This is a genomic window from Lentzea sp. NPDC020367, assembly GCF_044387305.1.
Classification (GTDB): Bacteria; Actinomycetota; Actinomycetes; order Mycobacteriales; family Pseudonocardiaceae; genus Lentzea.
Genome location: NZ_JBIRVV010000002.1, coordinates 1,037,321 through 1,056,718, shown reverse-complemented (window position 1 = coordinate 1,056,718; position 19,398 = coordinate 1,037,321). Strand labels below are relative to the sequence as shown.

12 protein-coding genes are annotated in these 19,398 nt (G+C 70.7%); 8 read left to right on the top strand and 4 right to left on the bottom strand.

Annotated elements, in window-relative coordinates; genetic code table 11:
- Positions 1-7 precede the first annotated feature (7 nt).
- Positions 8-3,658 (bottom strand): FxSxx-COOH system tetratricopeptide repeat protein, encoded by a 3,651-nt coding sequence (fxsT, locus tag ACH413_RS11480; protein ID WP_360030985.1) that lies wholly within the window; start codon positions 3,656-3,658, stop codon positions 8-10.
- Between the two features lie 23 nt (positions 3,659-3,681).
- A complete protein-coding gene (gene fxsA, locus ACH413_RS11475) occupies positions 3,682-3,852 on the bottom strand; it encodes an FxSxx-COOH cyclophane-containing RiPP peptide (RefSeq protein ID WP_360030984.1) in 171 nt (56 codons plus the stop codon).
- A gap of 212 nt (positions 3,853-4,064) precedes the next feature.
- Between fxsA and ACH413_RS11470 the strand changes: the two genes are divergently transcribed.
- The 8 genes from ACH413_RS11470 to ACH413_RS11435 all read left to right on the top strand — a co-directional run bounded on the left by ACH413_RS11470 (position 4,065) and on the right by ACH413_RS11435 (position 14,169).
- Positions 4,065-5,156: an FxsB family cyclophane-forming radical SAM/SPASM peptide maturase gene (locus ACH413_RS11470; protein ID WP_360030982.1), complete on the top strand. Its 1,092-nt coding sequence runs from the start codon at positions 4,065-4,067 to the stop codon at positions 5,154-5,156.
- Entirely contained in the window at positions 5,153-6,298 is a 1,146-nt protein-coding gene (locus ACH413_RS11465; protein WP_360030980.1) for an aKG-HExxH-type peptide beta-hydroxylase, read from the top strand. The genes ACH413_RS11470 and ACH413_RS11465 overlap by 4 nt, the downstream gene beginning before the upstream one ends.
- A gap of 264 nt (positions 6,299-6,562) precedes the next feature.
- Positions 6,563-9,346: an AIR synthase-related protein gene (locus ACH413_RS11460; protein ID WP_360030978.1), complete on the top strand. Its 2,784-nt coding sequence runs from the start codon at positions 6,563-6,565 to the stop codon at positions 9,344-9,346.
- Positions 9,343-10,011 (top strand): phosphoribosylformylglycinamidine synthase subunit PurQ, encoded by a 669-nt coding sequence (locus ACH413_RS11455; RefSeq protein ID WP_360030976.1) that lies wholly within the window; start codon positions 9,343-9,345, stop codon positions 10,009-10,011. Before ACH413_RS11460 ends, ACH413_RS11455 begins: the two co-directional genes overlap by 4 nt.
- 87 nt (positions 10,012-10,098) lie before the next feature.
- Positions 10,099-11,187 (top strand): serine hydrolase domain-containing protein, encoded by a 1,089-nt coding sequence (locus tag ACH413_RS11450; RefSeq protein ID WP_360030974.1) that lies wholly within the window; start codon positions 10,099-10,101, stop codon positions 11,185-11,187.
- A gap of 66 nt (positions 11,188-11,253) precedes the next feature.
- Positions 11,254-11,751: a hypothetical protein gene (locus ACH413_RS11445; RefSeq protein ID WP_360030972.1), complete on the top strand. Its 498-nt coding sequence runs from the start codon at positions 11,254-11,256 to the stop codon at positions 11,749-11,751.
- The gene (locus tag ACH413_RS11440) at positions 11,748-12,743 is read left to right on the top strand and encodes a hypothetical protein (RefSeq protein WP_360030970.1); all 996 of its coding nucleotides are present in this window, start codon (positions 11,748-11,750) and stop codon (positions 12,741-12,743) included. Before ACH413_RS11445 ends, ACH413_RS11440 begins: the two co-directional genes overlap by 4 nt.
- A 37-nt stretch (positions 12,744-12,780) precedes the next feature.
- A complete protein-coding gene (locus ACH413_RS11435; RefSeq protein ID WP_360030968.1) occupies positions 12,781-14,169 on the top strand; it encodes a toll/interleukin-1 receptor domain-containing protein in 1,389 nt (462 codons plus the stop codon).
- Between the two features lie 3 nt (positions 14,170-14,172).
- On the opposite strand, the gene ACH413_RS11430 is transcribed toward ACH413_RS11435, so the two are convergent.
- Both ACH413_RS11430 and ACH413_RS11425 read right to left on the bottom strand, forming a co-directional pair.
- Positions 14,173-16,764: a PKD domain-containing protein gene (locus tag ACH413_RS11430; RefSeq protein ID WP_360030966.1), complete on the bottom strand. Its 2,592-nt coding sequence runs from the start codon at positions 16,762-16,764 to the stop codon at positions 14,173-14,175.
- A gap of 26 nt (positions 16,765-16,790) precedes the next feature.
- Entirely contained in the window at positions 16,791-19,388 is a 2,598-nt protein-coding gene (locus tag ACH413_RS11425) for a PKD domain-containing protein (RefSeq protein WP_360030964.1), read from the bottom strand.
- Positions 19,389-19,398: the final 10 nt, after the last annotated feature.

Genomic DNA, 19,398 nt, shown 5'->3' with positions numbered 1-19,398 from the left:
CGCCTCCTCACATCTCCGGTACGTCGAGCACTACGCATTGCCATTCGTTCGCGGACGCGTCCAGGTTCGCCGCCGCGGTCGTCGTGGTCGGGTGCATCGCCCCGAGGTATTCCACGCAGTCGTCGTGCACGTCCACGAGCAGCTGCCGGCCGAGGTCGGTGTCCGAGGTCCGCCCGAGCACCACGGCGTGCGCGAGACGTCCTGCCAGCGCCCACGGGTGCACGTCGCCGAGCCTGGTGATCAGACCGGCACGGGCCTCCTTGACCGACAGCAGCGCCACTTCGGGCGCGTTTCCCAGCCAGTGCTGGAAGATCGCGTGGTCGAGCTGGCACATCAGGGAGAACGCGTGGAACGGCCCGGTGCGTTGCCAGTAGCCGTTCAGGCACTCGCGCGCCTGGTCGACCGCGACGTCGAACTCGCCCACCGCGAAGTGGTCCGCGGCGAAGCTGAGCTTGCACGCCCTCGTGTCGGGGTGGTCCTCGCCGAACGTCTGGCGGTAGTCGGTCAGCACCTCCCACGTCGCGGCCTTCGCGTTGGAGCTCTCGCCCCTGCGCCGCAGGATGATCGCCTGGTTCCACTTGATCCGCAGCAGGTGCCGGGGCGCCCCCGGCAGCTGCGCCACCCGCTGCTTGGCCGTCTGCAGCTCGCTCCACGCCTCGTCGTAGCGGCCCAGCTCGCGCAGGTAGGTGCCGATGCTGCAGGCCGACCACCAGACGTCGAGGTGGTCGGGCCCGAGCACCTCGCGCCGGCGGTCCCTGTTGGTGCGCTGCACCTCCAGCGCCTGACCGGGCTCGCCCGCGAGGAACAGCGACTGGGCCAGGTTGTTGGTCGCCCGCAACGTGTCCGGGTGGTAGTCGCCCAGCACCCGGCGCAGTCCCCGCACGGTCGCCTGTTCCTCGATCAGCGCTTCCGTGAACAGGCCGAGCACCCGTTGCCCGTGCGCCACACCGCGTGCGGTGCGCAACGTCCTGGGGTGTTCACGGCCGAGGATCCGGCGCTGGTCCGCGAGCAGCCTCTCGTCGACCGTGAGCGCGTTGATCGGCTGGTTGAGGTACCGGTAGAGGTTGCCGAGGTGGAACCGCAACCGCATGCGCAGGCCCGGCGCGTCCTCCTCCGGCCAGCGCTCCAGCAACTGCTCGCACAACGCGGTGGCGAACAGCCACGCCTCCTGGTCGCCCTCGCGCAGGAAGTGGCCCATCTGACTGACCAGCCAGCGGCGCACCGGAAGGGAGTCCGACAACGGTGCGCCGCTCGGCACGATGTGCTTGCCCAGCTCCTGCAACTCGCCGGCGCACGCCTGGTCGAGTTCGCTCTCGGACGGCGCGATCACGGCGAGACCTTCTTGCACGGCCGCGCGGATGGCGGCGAGTTCCTCGTCGGACGTGAGCGCGGCGATGTGCGAGAGAAGCAGCGGATGCGCGGCCACCACGCCCGGACGGCGCCACGAGACGTGGAACATCCCGTAGCAGACGCCGTGCCACAGCATGCCGTCGAGTTCGACGTCGTCCAGCGAATCGGACACCGCCGCGAGCAGGGACACCTTGTGCAGCAACGACAATGCGATGCCGTCGGGGGAGAGGAACGAGCACACCCCGGCGACCCTGAGCACCGAACGCCCGAGTTCGTGCTGCTGCAGGGTGTTCACGGTCAGCTGGACCGTGCGCGGAATGGCCGGGCCGTCGCCGAGCGCGTCGGAGAGGGCGCAGAACTCCTGTGCCGCACGGATCTCGGCGTTCTCCCTGGAGTCGGCCTGCTGCCGCGCCAGGCGCGCCGTCTGGACGATCCACGCCCGCGCGAGCCGCAGCGCGAGCGGCTGGTGCGCGACGCGGTCCGCGACCTCGCGGAGGTCCGCCTCCCCCACGTGGTCGAGGGAGGCGCGCAGGTACTCGACGCTGTCGTCCGGTGTGAACGGGCCGAGGGTCACGGCGTCCACGTCGGCGGGCCGCGACCGCGAGGTGACGACGACGTGGCCGCAGCCGCGCGTGGGCACCAGTCCGTCGAGCACACCCGGCTCGTCCGCGCCGTCGTAGACGAGCAGCCAGCGCTTGGACTCGTCGGACCTGCCGAGCAGGTCCAGCACCTTCTGGGTGACCTGGTTCTCCGCAGGGACGCCGAGTACGCGGGCCAGCTTCGCGAGGCTCGCCGTGATCGTCATCCGGTCGGCCGCGGGGATCCACCAGACGTGCTCGTAGTCGAACTCGAACCGGTGGGCGTACTCCTTGACCAGTTCGCTCTTGCCCACGCCGTCGGCACCGGTGAGCCACCACGTGCGCGGCAGGTCCGCTCCGGCGAGGTCGTCCCGCATCGCCTCCAGCTCGGCGCCCCGTCCGGCGAACAGGCCGAGCCTGGTCGGCAGGGTGCGCTGGTTCCTGCTGACGGCACGGGGAAAGCGGGTGCCGGAGCCGGCCGGGCCCGGCACGAACGAGAGCGCTTCGAGCACGCGGGTGCGGGAGGTGATCTCGTCCACGCCGGCCAGCGGCACGTGCGTCGCCGAGGCCAGTCCTGGCGGCAGTTCGGTCTCGTCGACGGTGATCGCGATCGTCCTGCCGCCGGCCGTCGAGGGTGGCAGCGGGTGCTTCGAGCAGATGCGCACGAGCGTGGTGCCGGGGACCTCCGTGCTGTCGGCCACCTGCGCCCCGGCGACGATCAGCTGCGAACGCACCCAGTCCGCCCACGGCCGGTCCCGCGGCGCCCACTCCAGTGCGACGAGGGTGGGCAACAGGCCGACACTGCGCCGGTAGCTCTCCAGCAGGTCCACCGTGAGCGTGCGCGGTGTTCCGGCCGCTGTGCCACCGAGGGCCGCGACGAGTCGTTGGTACGCCTCCGGCTGTGCGGGGTCGTCGCTGGCCAGCACGGCGAGCGTCTCCGCGAGCGAACTGGCGTCGTGCGGCGGGATTCCCACCACCTCGGCGGACATGGTCCTGCCGAACTCGTCCGTCTCGTGGGTGAGCAACGAGTGGAACGCCGCGCCGACGACGGTGAGCGTGCGTTCGGCCTTGTCCTTGTCCGTCTCGTCGTGACGCACCGGCACGGCGAGCACCCGGATGCTGACCGGGGCGGCGTCCCAGACCTCGCCCGCGAACCACGCGGCCTGCCGGATGCTGCTGTTCAGCGGCTCGAAGCAGAGCGCGACCACGTCGCACAGGCGCGCCATCTTGGCGGCGAGCTCCGGCGACAGCGGCGCGGGGGAGTCGATCAGCACGTGGTCGTAGACCGAACGCTGGATGCCCGCCCGCAGCGTCTCGACCTCGCCGAGGTCGCGGTCGGCCGGATCGAACCCGCGCACCGGCGTGCCCGGCTCGGGTGAGGCGAGGACGTCGATCCGCCCGAGGCCGCCCGGCAGTTCGTAGCGCCGCGCCTCCATCCGCGGGTAGACCTTCTCGTCGAAGAGCAGGTGCCGTGCGGGCGTGCTGAACCTCGTGTCGTCCAGGACCTCGTCGAGCAGTTCCTGGACGGTCAGCACGCGGGTCTGGAACGGCTGGAGGTAGTCGTGCACGTGCGGGGCGTCGCTGCCCCAGTCCGCGATCGCCACGCGCCTGCCCGCCGCGGCGAGCGTCCACGCGACGTTCGCGACCACCTCGGTGCGCCAGACGCCGTTCGTCGGCGACGTGAACGCGACGATCCTCGGTTTGCCGGGCGGTGGTCGATCGTCGGTCATCCTCGCTCCACGGTGAGCTCTCGTCAGATCGTGTTCTGGAAGGCCGCGTAGTGGTCCGCGTTCGACGCGTTTTCCCGCAGCACCCGGTGAAGAGATCTGGTCAGAACCGACGACGGCAGTGCGTCGAGCTGATCAAAATCCACCCCGCTCAGATCGACCAGATCAGACTTCAGGCTGGCGTGCTGCTCCGTCATGCGTCCGGCACCGTCCCATCTCCGCCCCTTTGCGGTGCCAGACAATAGTAGAGTCTCGGAGTGGCCTTGACGTGTTAGCGGGCGACCCAATCTAATTGGGTGGATTCTTCACTCCGATGAGTTTGGTGTCCGGCATTATCGGGGGAGCCGCGAGGTGTGTCGATCGGCCACCTGGGCGGAGATTCCATCAATCGTGGCGGAAGCGGTGCGGCATGGGGCGACCATTCCGGCAGGTGATCCTCAAGATGCACGCGCGGTGCGATCTGGCGTGCGATCACTGCTACGTCTACACGATGCGGGACCAGCGCTGGCGGCTGCGCGACCGCACCATGTCGCCGGAGATCGTGCGTCAGGTGGCGCTGCGGATCGAGGAGCACGTACGCGCGCACGGGCTCTCCGAAGTCGAGGTGGTGTTCCACGGCGGTGAGCCGTTGCTGGCCGGTGTGGCACGTCTGGCCGAGGCCGTGCATGTCATCGGGGCGGTGGCGCCGGTGCGGTTCGCGATGCAGACCAACGGTGTCCTGCTCGACGCACCGACCGTTGACGTGCTCGCTGACCTGGGAGTTCGTGTCGGCGTGAGCCTCGACGGCGACAAGGAGGCGCACGACCGGCACCGTCGCCGCCCCGACGGCAGCGGCAGCTACGACGCGGCGGCCGCGGCGGTGCGCCTGCTCGCCGGACGGTCGATCTACGGCGGCCTGCTCTGCACGATCGACCTCGCGAACGACCCGGTGCGGACGTACGAGGCGTTGCTGCCGTTCGCGCCACCGGCCGTGGACTTCCTGCTGCCGAACGCGAACTGGTCCTCGCCACCGCCCGCCGGGTCCTACGCGGACTGGCTCATCGCGGTGTTCGACCGCTGGTACTCCGGCGGTGAGACGCAGGTCAGGGGCTTCGCGGAGATCATCAACGTGCTGCTGGGCGGACGGTCGGCGGTCGAGGGCTTCGGCACCTCCGCGCCCGCCACAGTGGTGATCGAGACCGATGGCGCCATCGAGGTCTCGGACATGCTGACCTCGGCGTTCGAGGGCGCCGCCGCGACCGGTCTGGACATCGGCTCCTCGTCACTGGACGACGCGCTGCGCGCCCCTGGCGTGATCGCCCAGCAGAACACGCGTCTGTCCGCCGCCTGTGAGGCCTGTGACCTGCGCGAAGTGTGCGGAGGCGGGGTGTACGCGCACCGCTACCGGGCCGGCTCGTTCCTCAACCCGTCCGTGTACTGCGCGGACCTCTACGCCCTGATCTCGCACGTGAGAGACCGCCTGACGCGGGACGTCGCGGCCTTGTCCAGGGCCGTGCGATGACCACGCACGAGATGGATCCGGCCATGTTCGCCGCACTGGCGAGGGGCGGTGGCGGACCGGCCGCCGTGGCCTTGCTCGCCGAGGTGCGCCGCAGCCGGACCCTCCTGCTCGTCCACGCCATGGTCGACCTGGCCGAGCGCGCCCGGCACCCGGCCGCCGCCGTGGCCAGAACAGCGTACGAGCAGCTCAGAGCCGTGCCGACGGCGGCGATGTGCGCTGTTCTGGACTATCCGAGGGTGGGCGCGTGGGCGGTGCGCACGACGGCCCGGTTGCAGGCGGGAGCAGTGGTGGAGATACCAGGCGCGGTCGCCGTGGTGCTGCCGTCGTTGGGCACGTTCCGCCCCGTGACCTCACGCCCGGTGCGCGTCGTGACCACGGAGGGAGGCAGTTTCGCGTCCGACGGCGTGGCGCACAGCGACCTGTCCGGCGCCACCGAGCACTGGCGGCCGGTGGGCCGGTTGCACGCCGAACACGACGGCCTGAGGCTGACGCTGGTGGTCGACGGCACCGGTGAGCAGAACCTCCCCGACCAGGTCCGCGCCCACGACACCCTGCCGCTGGGGGAGGAAAGCCGCTGGTGGGAGCGCCTCTCCGTGGCCTGGTGCCTGCTCGTGGACCGGCACCGCCCGGTGGCGGAGGAGGTCGCGGCGACGCTGTCCGTGCTCACCCCGCTCTCCACGTCCGGCTCCGGCCACGCCGCGCTGACCTTCGCGAACGCGTTCGGCTGCGTCGCGATGTCCCTGCCGGACGACCCGCGCGTGATGGCCGTGGCGCTCGCGCACGAGGTGCAGCACGGCAAGCTGTCCGCGTTGCTGGACCTGTTTCCTTTGGTCGACAGCCTTTCCCCGCGCCGCATGAGCGTGGCCTGGCGCAGGGATCCCCGCCCACCCGTCGCCGTTCTGCAGGGCGTATACGCGCATCTTGCCGTGTCCGCTTTCTGGAGTAGGTACGACGACCGGGAAGCGCGCGCGGAATTCGACCGCTGGAGTAGCGCCACCCGCGCCGCGATCCGTTCTTTGGCCGCGTCCGGGACGCTCACCGAGTTGGGTGAGATTTTCGTGGAACAGATGCGTCTGGTGACCGATGAGTGGGCTGATTCTCGCGATCAATGCCAATGGATGGACAAAAAGTTGCCAATCTGAATTCCGGTCCACTCGGAATTCAGCGAGCCATATCATCTTCTGCTCGTCGCTCGCCAGGGTCCCCCGACTCGGGGAACGGTGGCGAGCCTTTTTCGCGCGTGTGAGTGACGCGCGTCGCGCTCCGCCGATGAGGGTCGGAACGGCCTCACCGCCTAGGGTGCTGCATGTGTCGCAGTGCGGCCTCGCCCGGTTGCCTGGGTGCCTGCTCGAGCGCGGTCGCCTCCCAGGACAATTGGCTCCGACCGTTCAGCTCCAGGAGGATTGTTGATCCACAAGTTCTCGGTTCGCTCCGCGGGCATCGCGGAGCCCGACATCCGTGAGCTCGGCCGATCGTGGGAGCTCGACGACCTCGAGGTGTGGCGCGACTACTACGTCGAGTTCGAGGGCGCGCCGGACCCGGCCGCGCTGACCGAGGTGGCCGCCGTGCTCGGCGACCAGCTCGACGTCGAGGTCTCGCTGGACCAGCCGTTGGACGCGGGCGCCGTGCAGGTCGCCTACAAGCGCGGCGTGGTCGACAACGAGAGCGACTCGATCATCACCGTGTGCGGGCTGCTCGGCGTGAAGGCCAGGGCCGGCAAGGTCGCGACCAGCTACCGGTCGGCGTCGCCGAAGCTGCGGGACCTGATCGCCTCGACGCGGTTCAACGCGACGATCGAAGAGCTGCACGACGAGGAACCGCACTACGACACCCTCGTGCCGCAGGGCCACTACGAGTCCGCCGCGCAGTACGACCTGCGCGGGCTCGACGACGCCGGGCTCACCGAGCTGGGAGTGGCCGGGGGCCGCAACCTCTCGCTCGCCCAGATGAAGCACGTGCAGCACGTCCAGCAGACGCTCGGCGACGAGTTCGTCACGGACGTCCTGCTGGAGGCGCTGGACGCCCGCTGGAGCGACCACTGCGCGCACACCACGTGGAAGTCGCTGGGCAGTCTGCTCGGCAGGCTCGTCCAGGCCGCGAAGGACGTCGACAACCCGAACGTGCTGAGCATGTTCCACGACAACGCGGGCGTCTGGGACTTCTACGACGGCCACGCGATCGCCATCAAGGCCGAGACGCACAACGGTCCGTCGGCGATCTCCGGCTACTTCGGCCAGCTGACCAAGCTCGGCGGCGTGCTGCGCGACATCCTCGGCACGGGGCTCTCCGCGGACCCCATCGGCAGCTTCGAGTACACCGCGATCGGTGAGCCCGAGGCGCCCGCGCCGATCAAGGGCCGCCCGGACGCGCGCAGGCTCGCCGGCGAGACGATCCGCGCGATCAAGGAGTACGGCAACACGTTCGGCGTGCCGATGATGTCGTCGCGGATGACGTTCCACCCCGCGTACCGCGCCAAGCCGTTCGCGCTCGGCGGCAGCATCGGCCTGCTGCCCGTGTCGGCGGCGCAGCGCGGCACGCCGCGGCCGGGTGACTTCGTCGTGCTGATCGGCGGCCTGACGGGCAACGAGGGCATCCACGGGGCGTCCGCGAGTTCCGCCGGCGCCGTGATGGACACCGCCGCCGTGCAGATCGGCGCGCCGCTGGAGCAGGTCAAGTTCCGCAAGGCGTTGATCGAGCTGCGCGAGGCTGGCTGCATGAGCGCGCTGACCGACGTCGGTGGCGCGGGCCTGAACTCCGCCGTCGGTGAGATCGGCGAGGCGTGCGGCGTGTGGATCAACACCGCGCTGGTGCCGTTGAAGACCGCGGCGCTGCCGATGTGGCGGATCCTGCTGTCCGAGTCGCAGGAACGCATGCTGCTCGCCGTGCCGCCGCAGCACCAGGAGCGGGCGAAGAAGATCCTCGACCGCCACATGGTGCGTTCGACGGTCATCGGCCGGTTCGCGGACACTGGTCGCTACCACGTGTTCCACGCGCCGGATCTGACCGAGGAGGCCCTGATCGCCGCCGCGCCGGACGCCGTTCCCGCGCACCAGGGCGAACTCGGCTTCGACGTGGCGTACGACCTGCTCGACATCGAGGTCGAACGGTTCGAGGTCGGTCCGCCGCCGCGTCCGTCCGACGTGGTCGAGTGGCCGGAGCTGGCGCCGACGCAGCTCGCCGGGTTGCTGGAGGAGGTCGTCGCCGACGCGGAGGTCGCCTCCCAGCACTTCGCCGACTCGCAGTACGACTCCACGGTCCAGGGCAACACCTGGTACGGCCCGCACTACGGCACCGAGAACTCGGTCCGCACGGCCTACTGGGCGGGCACGCCGGTCACCGGTTCGCCGGCCGCCGCCGTGCTCAACACCGCGTTCAACCCGTGGATGTTCGACGCGGACCCGGTCGCCGCGACCCGTCAGATGTTCTGCGCGGCGATCGCGGGCCAGGTGCTCGCGGGTGTCGCCGTCAAGGACATCTGCATGTGCGACAACTTCTACACCCCGCACCTCTCGCCGCACTGGCGCGAGTGGCTGGTCGGCATGGTCGACGAGCTCGCGGTGCTGGTCCGCCACTTCGGTGTGCCGCTGATCTCGGGCAAGGACTCCTCTGCGGGCTCCGTGCAGACCGACGAGGGCCTCGTCAGCGTGCCGCCCGCGGTGTTCCTGTCCGCGCTGGGCAAGGTCCCGCACACCGACGACCTGCTGCGCGAGCAGTGGACCACGGCGGGCAACGTGCTGGTGCGCATCGGCCTGGCCACGGGCTCCCCGGTCGGCACGGTCGCCGCGCGCAAGCTCGGCCTGCCGATCGGCGCGCTCGACGACCTGGAACTGTCCGATGTGGACAGCTATCTGGCCGCGCTCACCGCGAGCAGGGCCCTGTTGCGCAGCGGTGCCCGCATCGGCGCCGGCGGCGTCGCGGGTGCGCTCGCCCAGGGCGTGCTCGCCAGCGGCATCGGCGTGAAGCTGGAGTCCGCGACCACCGAGTCGCTCTTCGCCGAGCACCGCGTCGGCGCTGTCGTCGAGGTCGCCCCCGAGGACGTCGCCGCCCTGCCCGCCGAGCTCAACCCCGTCGTCCTCGGTGTGCTCGAAGGCACGCTGGAGGGCACCGGAATCGTGCTCGAAGGCATCGACCTGTTCGCTCCGGCCGCGCGCGACGGCTGGCTCAACTCGTTCACGGCGAGGATCGCATGAAGCCGACCGTCAACGTCCTGTACCTGCCCGGCACCAACTGCCAGGAGGAGACCGTCCGAGCGTTCGCCGAGGTGGGTGCCGAGCCGAGGATGAGGTTCGCGGCCGACCTGCTGGCGGGCACCGAACGGCTCGACGACGCCGACATCCTCTGCATCCCCGGCGGGTTCTCGTTCGGCGACCACCTCGGCGGTGGCGCGGTGGCGGCGGCGTTGCTGCGCAGCCATCTCGCGGACCAGTTCGAGGCGTGCCGCACGCGTCCGCTGCTCGGCATCTGCAACGGGTTCCAGATCGCGGTGCGCGGCGGCTGCTTCGGCAAGGTCGGCCTGAAGGTCAACAGCGCCGGCACGTTCCGCAACGAGGAGAACCAGCGGCACGTCGTCGACACCGAGAACGACAGCCCGTGGCTCACCGGCCTGGGCGGTCAGACCCTCACCTTCCCGTGCGCGCACGGCGAAGGCCGCTTCGACCCGGGCAGCGAGACCGAGGGTTACCGCGTCGCACTGCGGTACGAGAAGGACTCCAACCCGGACGGGTCGTTCGAGGACGTCGCGGGCATCACGAGCGCCGACGGCCTGGCGTTCGGCCTGATGGACCACCCGGAGCGGGCGATGGACCGCGAGGTCCGGCTGGCGTTCTTCGCCAACGGCGTGCGCGCGGTTCGCTAGCGGTAGAACGACTTGGTGCTGGCCCTACCGCGAGCGCGGGGGCCAGCGCCATGGTCGTGCGCCATCGTTCGCGGCACGGTGGTGATCATGAAGTCACTCCTGATCGCCGCCATGGTCGCGGTGACGCCTTTACCGCCGCTGCAACCGGAACTGCTGCACGCGGCCATCGCCGACCTGGAACATCCGGTCGTGACGTCGGCGCAGCTGAGGGTCTCCGGCGAGGCGGGCCGCTGGTACGGCGCCGAAGGCCTGGCCGATCAACGGCGCGCGGTGCGGCCGGACGACCGGTTCCGGATCGGCAGCGTCACCAAGGTGTTCGTGGCGACGGTCGCGCTGCAGCTCGTGGCAGAGCGCAAACTCAGCCTGGACACGAAGGTCCGGCATTACTTCCCCGACCTGCCGGAGTCCATCGACGCGGTGACGGTCGGGCAGTTGCTCAACCACACCAGCGGAATCCCGAACGAGGTCGGCTACCCCGACCTGAGCACGCCGGAGAAGGTCCTCGCGCACCGGTACGACAAGTGGACGCCCGAGCAGCTCAGGGCGTTGGTCCCGCCGACAGAGCCCAAGTTCCCGGCGGGCACGAAGCAGGAGTACCGGGGCATCAACTACCTGCTCGCCACGATGGTCATCGAGAAGGTCACCGGCCGCGATCTGGCTCAGGAAGTGGACAAGCGCATCACCCGGCCGCTCGGCCTCACCAGGACCTACGTACCGGGCCGCGACGAGACGCGGATCCGCGGCGCGCACGTCCACGGCTACCTGAACGTGCCGGGCCAAGGCCTGGTCGACGTCAGCGACTACAACTCCTCCAGGGCCCACGGCGAAGGCGACATGGTCTCCACGACCGGCGACCTCACCAGGTTCGGCGCCGCCCTGTTCGACGGCCGGCTGGTGCGGAAAGACCTGCTGGAGAAGATGTTCACCGTGCCGAAGGTGTCCATGGTGGACGGTTCGCCCGCCTCGTACGCGACGGGCCTGCAGACCTTCACGATCAACGGCGTCGAGGTGTGGGGCAAGACGGGGGAGTGGTACGGCTTCAACGCGGGCGTGTTCTCGACGCGGGACGGGCAGCGGCGCATCGCGTACTCGTTCACGCCGACGGTCCGCGACAGCTCGCAGCAGCAGATGACGCTGAGGATCGCGAACGCCGTCACCAGCCCCGCGACCGGGTGATCCGGACGCCCTGAAGCGGTTCGTTCGGGCTGTAACGCTCTGCCCGGCGGGGTGGATGAACCTGCCATGGGTTTGGTCACGGTCGAGGGAAACGACGTCAGGTTCAGCGAGACGGTGACACGCATCGCCGACTCGCTGAGCCCGCTCGGGCCCGCCGGGCGGTGCGTCGCCGAGTCGTACGCGCTGAACACCGAGATGCGCCGGGTCGGTGAGTCGAAAGCCGCGCACGACAAGGAGATCAAGCTGGCGTTGCTGGACCAGCGCCGCCGCGAGTCCTCCACCACCCTGCGCCAGATGCAGAAGCACCTGGGCAGGGCGGACCGCAGTGCCGCGGCGTTGCGGGAGTGCATGGTCAACATGCAGCGCGAGACCGTGAAACCGGGGCTGGCCCTGGAGGAACGCCGTGCCTACATCGACCTGACCTCGCACTTCACCACCATGCTCGTCCAGCACCACGCCGACCTGACCGGCGGCGTCGCGAACGTCATCGACAAGGTGCTCAACGGCTCCGGCGCGGCCGCGCTCGCCCCCGCCGGCCGCAGGCCCGGCCGCCACCGCCGGTGAGCCGCGACCGGAGCGGCTGCGGCGGCTGCGCGCTCGCGTTCCTCGTCCTGTTCTTCGGGTTGCCGCTGGCGATGGTGCTGGTGTCACCGGCGATCGCGGCGCGCATCGTCCTCGACGACATCCCCGAACACGCGGTCTACCTGCGGGAGTGGCTGTGGGGCGCGGCCGTGTCGCTGCCGCTGGGCGTGCTGCTGGTCCGGTTCGCGCTGAACAGGAACGGCCGGCTGCGCGGCTCCCCGGTGCTGAAGCGCTGGCCGGGTCTGCTCCTGCGCGGCGTGACGCTCCTGGCGTCCATGAACGCCTTCGTGTTCCTGATGAAGAAGCCTTCCGTCCCCGGCGAACACGTCATCGACGACGGCATGTCGCTCTTCGTCGGCGCGGCGCTGACCGGCGTCGTAGTGCTCGTCGCGATGGCGTTGTGGGACCGCCGCCCCCGCCGGGTCACGGTCGAGGAGGTGCGTGCCGCGGCCGCCGAGGCCGATCGCACGCTGAAACGGGTCCGCGCCGAGAACGCCCGAGTGCGCCGCCAGGCCGAACAGGTGCAGGCCCGCCTGGTGAAACTCCAGGCCAGGAACCCGGCACGGCCCGACGTCGAGTTCCACTCCCTGCGCGTCTTCCACCGCGAGTCGTACCAGTGCGCCGACACCGCGCACCTGGCCTACGGGTCCGCGCAGACCTCGTTGCACACCATGGCGTTCGTCGTCCGCCACGCCCGCGTCGCACCGCTCCAGCTCGTGGTGAGCAAGCAGGCCCGCGCCGAGATGCGCGCCGCCGCGGCACATCTGCGGAGGTCGCAGAGCGAGCTCAGGACGCAGGTCGACCAGGGACTCGACATGGTCCGCACCCTGAACGCCAACACGTCCGAACTCAAGCACGAGATCCGCGACAACTGCGGCCGGCCGGGCCGCGAGTGGTTCGAGGCGCTGGAGGAACGCGTCGAACATGCCCGCGAAGAGCGCCGGGTGGCAAACCGCTTTGGAGGCGGTCAGTAATCTCCTCGCCACAGCCTCACGTGAGAGGGTTTGGGCGATGCCTGGCGTGTTCGTCAACTACCGCACCGGAGACGGTGAATGGGCGGCTGCCCTGATCAAGCGGGAGTTGAGCGCGCGCTTCGGAGCTGACCAGGTCTTCTACGCGAGCCAGTCGATCCGCCTCGGCGAGGACTTCTCCCGCGAGATCCTGAGCGGCCTGCGCCGGTGCGAGGTCCTCCTGGCCCTCATCGGCCCCCGCTGGGTGAACGCCGTCGACCGCGAGGGCGTCCGCCGCCTCGACAAGCCGGACGACTGGGTGCGCCGCGAGATCCTCGAGGCGTTCGACTGCGGCCTGCGCGTCATCCCGGTGCTGATGGACGGCATCGACCCGCTGCGAGAGGCAGACCTGCCCGACGCGTTGAAGCGCGTGGCCCGCTGCCAGTACCTGCGCATCCACCACCGCAGCGACGACCTGGACCTCCCGCGCCTGGTCGACGAACTGGTCGAGCTGGTGCCGGAACTCGTCACGCCCAGGCCCGCCCCGTCCGCCCCACGCCCCGACCGCCCGGCCGAGGGCGAACTGCGCAGCCCGATCACCGAGTTCCGCCAGGCCCTGTCCGAGCCACTGGGCCTGTCCGTGCACGAGCGCGTCCAGGCGACGGCAGCCGCGGCACTCGAACTGCTGACGGAGTCGCGCTACCCCACCTCCGGCCACCTGGACGACAGCGAACTCCCCGCGGCCCTGGAGAAGCGACTCACCGCCTACGAGCACGACATGGCGCCGCTGCTGAGACTGGTCGCCATCGGCGTGCGGTCCGGCGACCGCCGGCACGACGAGGTGTGGACCGCCCTGGTAGAACGCTTCCTGCGCCCGGCGCCGCGGCACCGAGGCGCGCAGGACGTGTGGGTCAACGCCTCGTCGTACCCGGCGCTGCTGCTGACCTGCGTGATCGGCGTGGCCGCCGTCGCCGCGGGCCGGGAGGACCTGGTCCACCGCCTGCTGTGTCGTACCTCCGCCACCGGAGCCGACGGACGCACCACTCCGGTCCTGCGAGCCCTCGTCCTGCGCAACGTTGTGGACCCGCGCCACGCGGCAGCGCTCCCGGAGTGGGGCGGAGCGCCTCCTCGCCAGGCGCTGAGCGTGCAACTGCGGCAGGTGCTCGGCCGCGTGTTCTTCAACGTCGTGGACGGCAGCGCGTTCGACTGGGCGTTCGCCGACTACGAGTTCCTGCGCAGCCTGCTGGAACTGCACGACGCCCCGTTCTCGTCGCTCGGCGAGTTCGCCGTGCGTCTCGACCACGACGACTCGGTCATCTACCAGCGCAACGCGGCCCGCCTGGACGCGGACTCGGCCCTGCTGCGCTCCGGGGCCTTCGACGGCGACCCGGCGAAGGTGGCCGTGGCCTGGCGCGAGCTGCGCCAGGCCACCCGGTCCCGCTACTCGTAGCCGTCAGTCGAGGCCTTCCAGCAGGACCATGCTGTACTTGCTCCCCGCGGCCACGGCCAGCACGCCGTGGCCGTACGCGGGAGGCACCGACGTCTCGCCCGCGTTGTCCTCTCCCCACGAGATCACGGAGCCGTCCGTCTTGAGGGCGAGGAAGTGCATGTGGCTGGTGTCGAACGAGGCGACCCCGGTCCGGGCCGCCGGCGGTATCTCATAAGCCGGGTAGCTGCCCCAGCGGAAGAGCGAGCCGTCCGCCTTCATCGCCAGCGGGGCGTCGCCCGTATCGATCGCGACCACCCCACTGGAGGCTTCGGGCGGCAACTTCATGTCGGGATAGTCCTCCTGGCCCCAGGCGACCACGGATCCGTCCGCCTTGAGGGCCAGGCTGTAGGTGATACCGGCGGAGATCGCGACGACATCCCTGCTGGCCGCTGCCGGGACGACGGTCTCTCCGAAGTGGTCATCGCCCCAGGCCACGACCGAGCCGTCCCTCTTCAGCGCCAGGCTGTGCGCCATGCCCGTGGAGATCGCGACGACGTCGCGCTGGGCGTGCGGCGGCACCGAGTTCCAGCCAGGGACGTTGTCGCCCCAGGCGACGACCGAGCCGTCCTCCTTGAGCGCGATGTTGCGCCAGCCTCCGGCGGAGATGGCGACCACCCCGCTCGACACGTCGGCAGGTACCTCTGCCTGACCGTAGGTGTTGTCGCCCCAGACGACGACCGAGCCGTCCGTCTTCAGGGCGAGGGAGTGCTCGAATCCGGCCGAGATCGCCATCACGCCGCTCGACGCCGCCAACGGCACCTGTGTCTGCCCGCGGCTGTTGTCACCCCAGGCCTCGACAGCACCGCGGGCCACGGTGAACTTCCGGGACGACTGCGCGGTCCTGGTGCCGCTCGTGATCGTGAGCGAGACGGTGTAGACGCCGGGCACGGTGAACCGGTGGCCGAACTCCGGGGTGTCCGCGGTGACCTCGGGCGCGATCGTGCCCGGCCTGGTGACGCTCCAGCTCCAGCGGTCAGGCTTCCCGGTGCTGTCCGCGCTGAAGCTCACCCGCTCACCGATCACCGGCTTGGGCCGCCGGACGACGAGCTGCGTGACGGAGAGCGGGGCCTGCTCCGGGTCGATGGTGACCGCGGTCTCCGCCTGCGTTCTCGTCCCGTTGGGGAGCGTGGCCTCGGCGCGGACGGTGAAGACACCCGGCCTGGTCCAGCTGTGGCGGACGCTGCCGCCAGAGGCCTCGGAGCCGTCGCCGAACGACCAGCGCACCGCGGCGGCACCGGCCGGGCGCGGCAGCATCGTCAGTTCGAACTCGTCACCTGCCGCGCCGCGGTTGGCGGGACTGACCGCGATGGACGCCGTGGGGATCGGCGCGGGCGAGACGGGGGCCTGCCGGGACGTCTGCTTCGGCGGCCCGGTGAGGCCTGCGTCGGGCTTGTGCTCGCGGCGATCGGCCGCCGCCACCTGATCCGCCGTGCCGGGGCGGTCGGGGGAGGTGGGGGACTCGCCCTCGGTCCCCTGTGAGTACTTGGAGATGGTCCTGGCCTCGCCGGCCAGGTCCAGCACCCCGGCGACACTGCCGTTCGGGTCGTTGAAGAAGACGACGCCGTCGCGGGCGATCAGCTCGAACCGGGTCGGCTGGGCGAAGAGTTCGCGCTGAGCGTCGACCTTCCCGGTCGTGAGGTCGACGATCGTGGCCTGCCCGGTGGAGTGGTTGGGCACGACCGCGTGGGCGTCGATCTCCAGCGGGGGACCGAGCTCGTCACCAGGAACGCCGACCTGCACGGGCTCGTCACAGGAGCCGGTGTCGAACGCGCACACGACGAGCTCGCCGCGGGTGCTGTTCGCGATGAGCACCCGGGACCGCTCGGAGGAACCGCTGACGGCGATCGTGTCGCCGGCCCGCAGGCCGGTCCGCACGGAACGGGTGACGGCGCCGGTCTCCGCTGAGAGCAGCTCCGCCGTGCCGCGTTCGGGATCGACCAGTGCGAGACGGCCCGCGGTGAGCGCGAGGCGCCCCGACTTCGCCCCGGTGGAACGAGTGCGCCGCTGGTCCCCGTCCAGCCAGACCAGATCACCGGTCGTGTCGTCGATCGCCCACAACCGACCGCGGTCGTCGACGACGACGCTGTCCGGCCTGAGCGACTCGGCCAGCCGCTGCCGGCCTCGCGGCGCGACGGTCTGCGGATCGACCGAGACGACCTCTCCACTGCGGACGTCCACTCCGTAGGCCACGTCTCGCGCGGGCACCACGACGAGTCCGGGACTCGCGGGCATCGCCGCCGCGGAACGGGTGACGTCGAGGGTGGCACTGTCGATGCGGCTCAGCACGCCGGTCTCCTGGTTCATGACCAGCGCGGAACTGCCCTGCTGGGCGACGCTCAACGCCGCGCCGGGCTCGTCCACCCGCACCGACGTCACCAGCTCCGCGGTGGCGCCGTCCGCCAGCACCGCCGTCCCGGTCCGGTTGGACGCGAGCCAGACCGAGCCGGAACTCATCCGCACCCGTGCGGTGTCGAACCCCGGTCCGGCCACGAGCACGGCTGCCGCGGTCGTGGCCACGGCGAGAGCCGCGGTCACGACCTGGGTTCGTCTGCTCATCCCCATCGACTTCTTCCCCCCACCGATCACACCAGGACGAGACTGAAGCGCTCGCCGGCCGCCACGGCGAGCACGCCGCTGCTGTACTCGGGCGGCACGACCGACTCGCCGAACGCGCTGTGGCCCCAGGCGATCACTCTGCCATCCGCTTTCAACGCCAAGCCGTGCGCGAAGTCGGCGTCGAAGGCGACCACACCACTCCTCGCCTCCGCCGGAAGTGCCACCTGACCCCATTTGTCGTCACCCCAGGCGATCAGCGTGCCGTCCGCTTTCCAGGCATAGCTGGACATGAACCCCGCGGCGATGGTGGCGACGCCGCTCTTGGCCTCGGACGGCACGTTGGCCTCACCGAGATTGGTCTCACCCCAGACGACGATGGAGCCGTCCGTCCTCATGGCCATCGCGTGCCTGCCGCCGGCCGCGATGGCGGTGACGCCGCTCAGGACCGACAGCGGCAACGGCGTCAAGCGCCACACGTCGACACCCCAGGTGATCACCGAGCCGTCGGACTTCAGCGCCAGGCTGAAGTCGTGCCCGGCGGCGATCGCGACCACGTCCTTCTTGGCCTGCAGCGGCACGTGCAGCTGTTCCAGGATGTTGCTGCCCCAGGCGATGACGCCGCCGTTCTTCAGCGCCAGGTTGTGGTTGCCGCCGGCGGCGATCGCGACCACGCCGCTCAACGCCTCCGAGGGCACGTTGAGCTGCTGGTAGCCGTTGTAGCCCCAGGCGACGACAGAGCCGTCCGCTTTCAGCGCCAGACCGTGGTTGAGGCCGGCGTCGATCTCGACCACGCCGCTCAGGGCCGACTGCGGGACGTTCAGCTGGCCGCCCCAGTTGTAGCCCCACCCCTTGACGGCGCCGCGGGCGACGGCGAACTGGCGTGAGGACTCGGCGCTCAGGGTTCCGCTCGTGATCCTCAACGAGACCGTGTAGACGCCCGGCGAGGCGAACCTGTGGTCGAACTCGGGGGTGCGCGCGGTGATCTCGGGTGCCGCCGCACCGGGCCTGGTCACGGTCCACGCCCAGCTGTCCGGCTTCCCACCGGTGTCGGCGCTGAAGCGCACCGACTCGCCGATCACGGGTTTCGGCCTCTGGACGGAGAGGTGGGCGATCGTCGGCGGCGCCTGCGCCGGATCGACGGTGACCGCGGTCTCCGCGTGCACGGTTGTGCCGTTGCCGAGGGTCGCCTCCGCGCGGACGGTGAAGACACCGGGCCGCTGCCAGCGGTGGCGCACGGAGGCGCCGGTCGGCTCCGTTCCGTCGTCGAGCGACCAGCGGACGGCCGCGGCACCTTCCGGCCGCAGGACCATCCTCAGTTCGAGCTCGTCGCCCACTGTGGCCCGGCCGGCCGGGCTGACCACGATCGACGCGGCGGGCGGCGCGGGTGGTGCTGGCGGCTGCGCGGTCGTCAGGGACGTCCTGCCTTGCCGGCCGGGAAGCCCGACGCCCGATTGCTGTTTCCGGTTGTTGGTCTTCGTCACCTGAATGGCCTGTGCGTGCGGGTCCGGTTCGGGCGGGGCGTCGCCCTCGGACGCCCCCTGCTCGGTGTACTTGACGATCGTCCGGACCTCGCCGTCCAGGTCCAGCACGCCGGCGCCGTCACCGGCGGGATCGTTGAAGAAGACGATGCCGTCGTGGGTGAGCAACTCGAACCGGGCCGGCTGGGCGAAGAGCTCGCGCTGGGCGACGACCCGAGTACCGGCGAGGTCGACGATCGTGGCCGTCCCGGTGGAGCGGTCGGGCACGACGGCGTGGTTGCCGATCTCGGCGGGAGCCCCGAGGTCGGCGCCCTCCGCGCCGATCTCGACAGGATCGGCGCAGCTGCCGGCGTCGAACGCGCACGTGACCAGTTCGCCGCGGGTGCTGTTGGCGATGAGCACGCGTGAACGGTCCGCGGACCCGCTGACAGCCACCACGTCGTTCTCGTGCAGCGGCACCCGCAATGAGCGCGTGACAGCACCGGTCCCGGGGTCGATCAGGTCGACCGTGCCGCGTGCGGTGTCCACCACGGCGGGCCTGCCCTCGGTGATCGCGAGGTGGCCGTTCCCGAACGAGACGGAACTCCTGCGTCGCTCGCCCGCGGCCAGCCAGACCAGTTCACCGGAGCCGGCGTCGATCGCCCACAGCCGTCCGCCGCCGTCCACGACGACGCCGTCCGGCTTGAGCGACTCGGCCAGCCTGTGGGGTTCCCCTTGCGGTGCCAGCGTTCTCGCGTCGGCCGAGGCCACCGTTCCACTGCGGACGTCGACCGCGTAGAGCACGCCCGGGGCGGCTTTCCCGGTGAGTCCGTCGCTCGCCGGGAGAACGGACACCGGCGAGGACACCTCCTCCGTGGCGCTGTCGACACGGCTGAGCTGCCCGGTCCCGGCGTTCAGCGCGTAACCGGCGCCGTCGTGCTGGACGACGCTGAACGCGGTGCCCGGCCTGGCGACCCGCACGCTCGCCTTGACCTCGGCGCTCGCTCCGTCCACCAGCGTGGCCTGTCCTGTTTGGACGGACGTCAGCCAGATCGCGCCGGCGACCATGTGCACACGCGCGGCCTCGTATCCCTGTCCTGCCACGAGAACAGCTCCGGCCGTCACGGCTGCAGCGGCCAGCGCGGTCAAGATCTTCGTGCGTCGCATGCGAGATCCC

Coding starts and splice junctions, on each gene's coding strand:
- ACH413_RS11450 (WP_360030974.1), top strand. CDS start 10,099: ATGAAGTCACTCCTGATCGCCGCCATGGTCGCGGTGACGCCTTTACCG.
- ACH413_RS11455 (WP_360030976.1), top strand. CDS start 9,343: ATGAAGCCGACCGTCAACGTCCTGTACCTGCCCGGCACCAACTGCCAG.
- ACH413_RS11445 (WP_360030972.1), top strand. CDS start 11,254: ATGGGTTTGGTCACGGTCGAGGGAAACGACGTCAGGTTCAGCGAGACG.
- ACH413_RS11425 (WP_360030964.1), bottom strand. CDS start 19,388: ATGCGACGCACGAAGATCTTGACCGCGCTGGCCGCTGCAGCCGTGACG.
- fxsT (WP_360030985.1), bottom strand. CDS start 3,658: ATGACCGACGATCGACCACCGCCCGGCAAACCGAGGATCGTCGCGTTC.
- ACH413_RS11465 (WP_360030980.1), top strand. CDS start 5,153: ATGACCACGCACGAGATGGATCCGGCCATGTTCGCCGCACTGGCGAGG.
- ACH413_RS11430 (WP_360030966.1), bottom strand. CDS start 16,764: ATGAGCAGACGAACCCAGGTCGTGACCGCGGCTCTCGCCGTGGCCACG.
- ACH413_RS11470 (WP_360030982.1), top strand. CDS start 4,065: ATGGGGCGACCATTCCGGCAGGTGATCCTCAAGATGCACGCGCGGTGC.
- fxsA (WP_360030984.1), bottom strand. CDS start 3,852: ATGACGGAGCAGCACGCCAGCCTGAAGTCTGATCTGGTCGATCTGAGC.
- ACH413_RS11435 (WP_360030968.1), top strand. CDS start 12,781: ATGCCTGGCGTGTTCGTCAACTACCGCACCGGAGACGGTGAATGGGCG.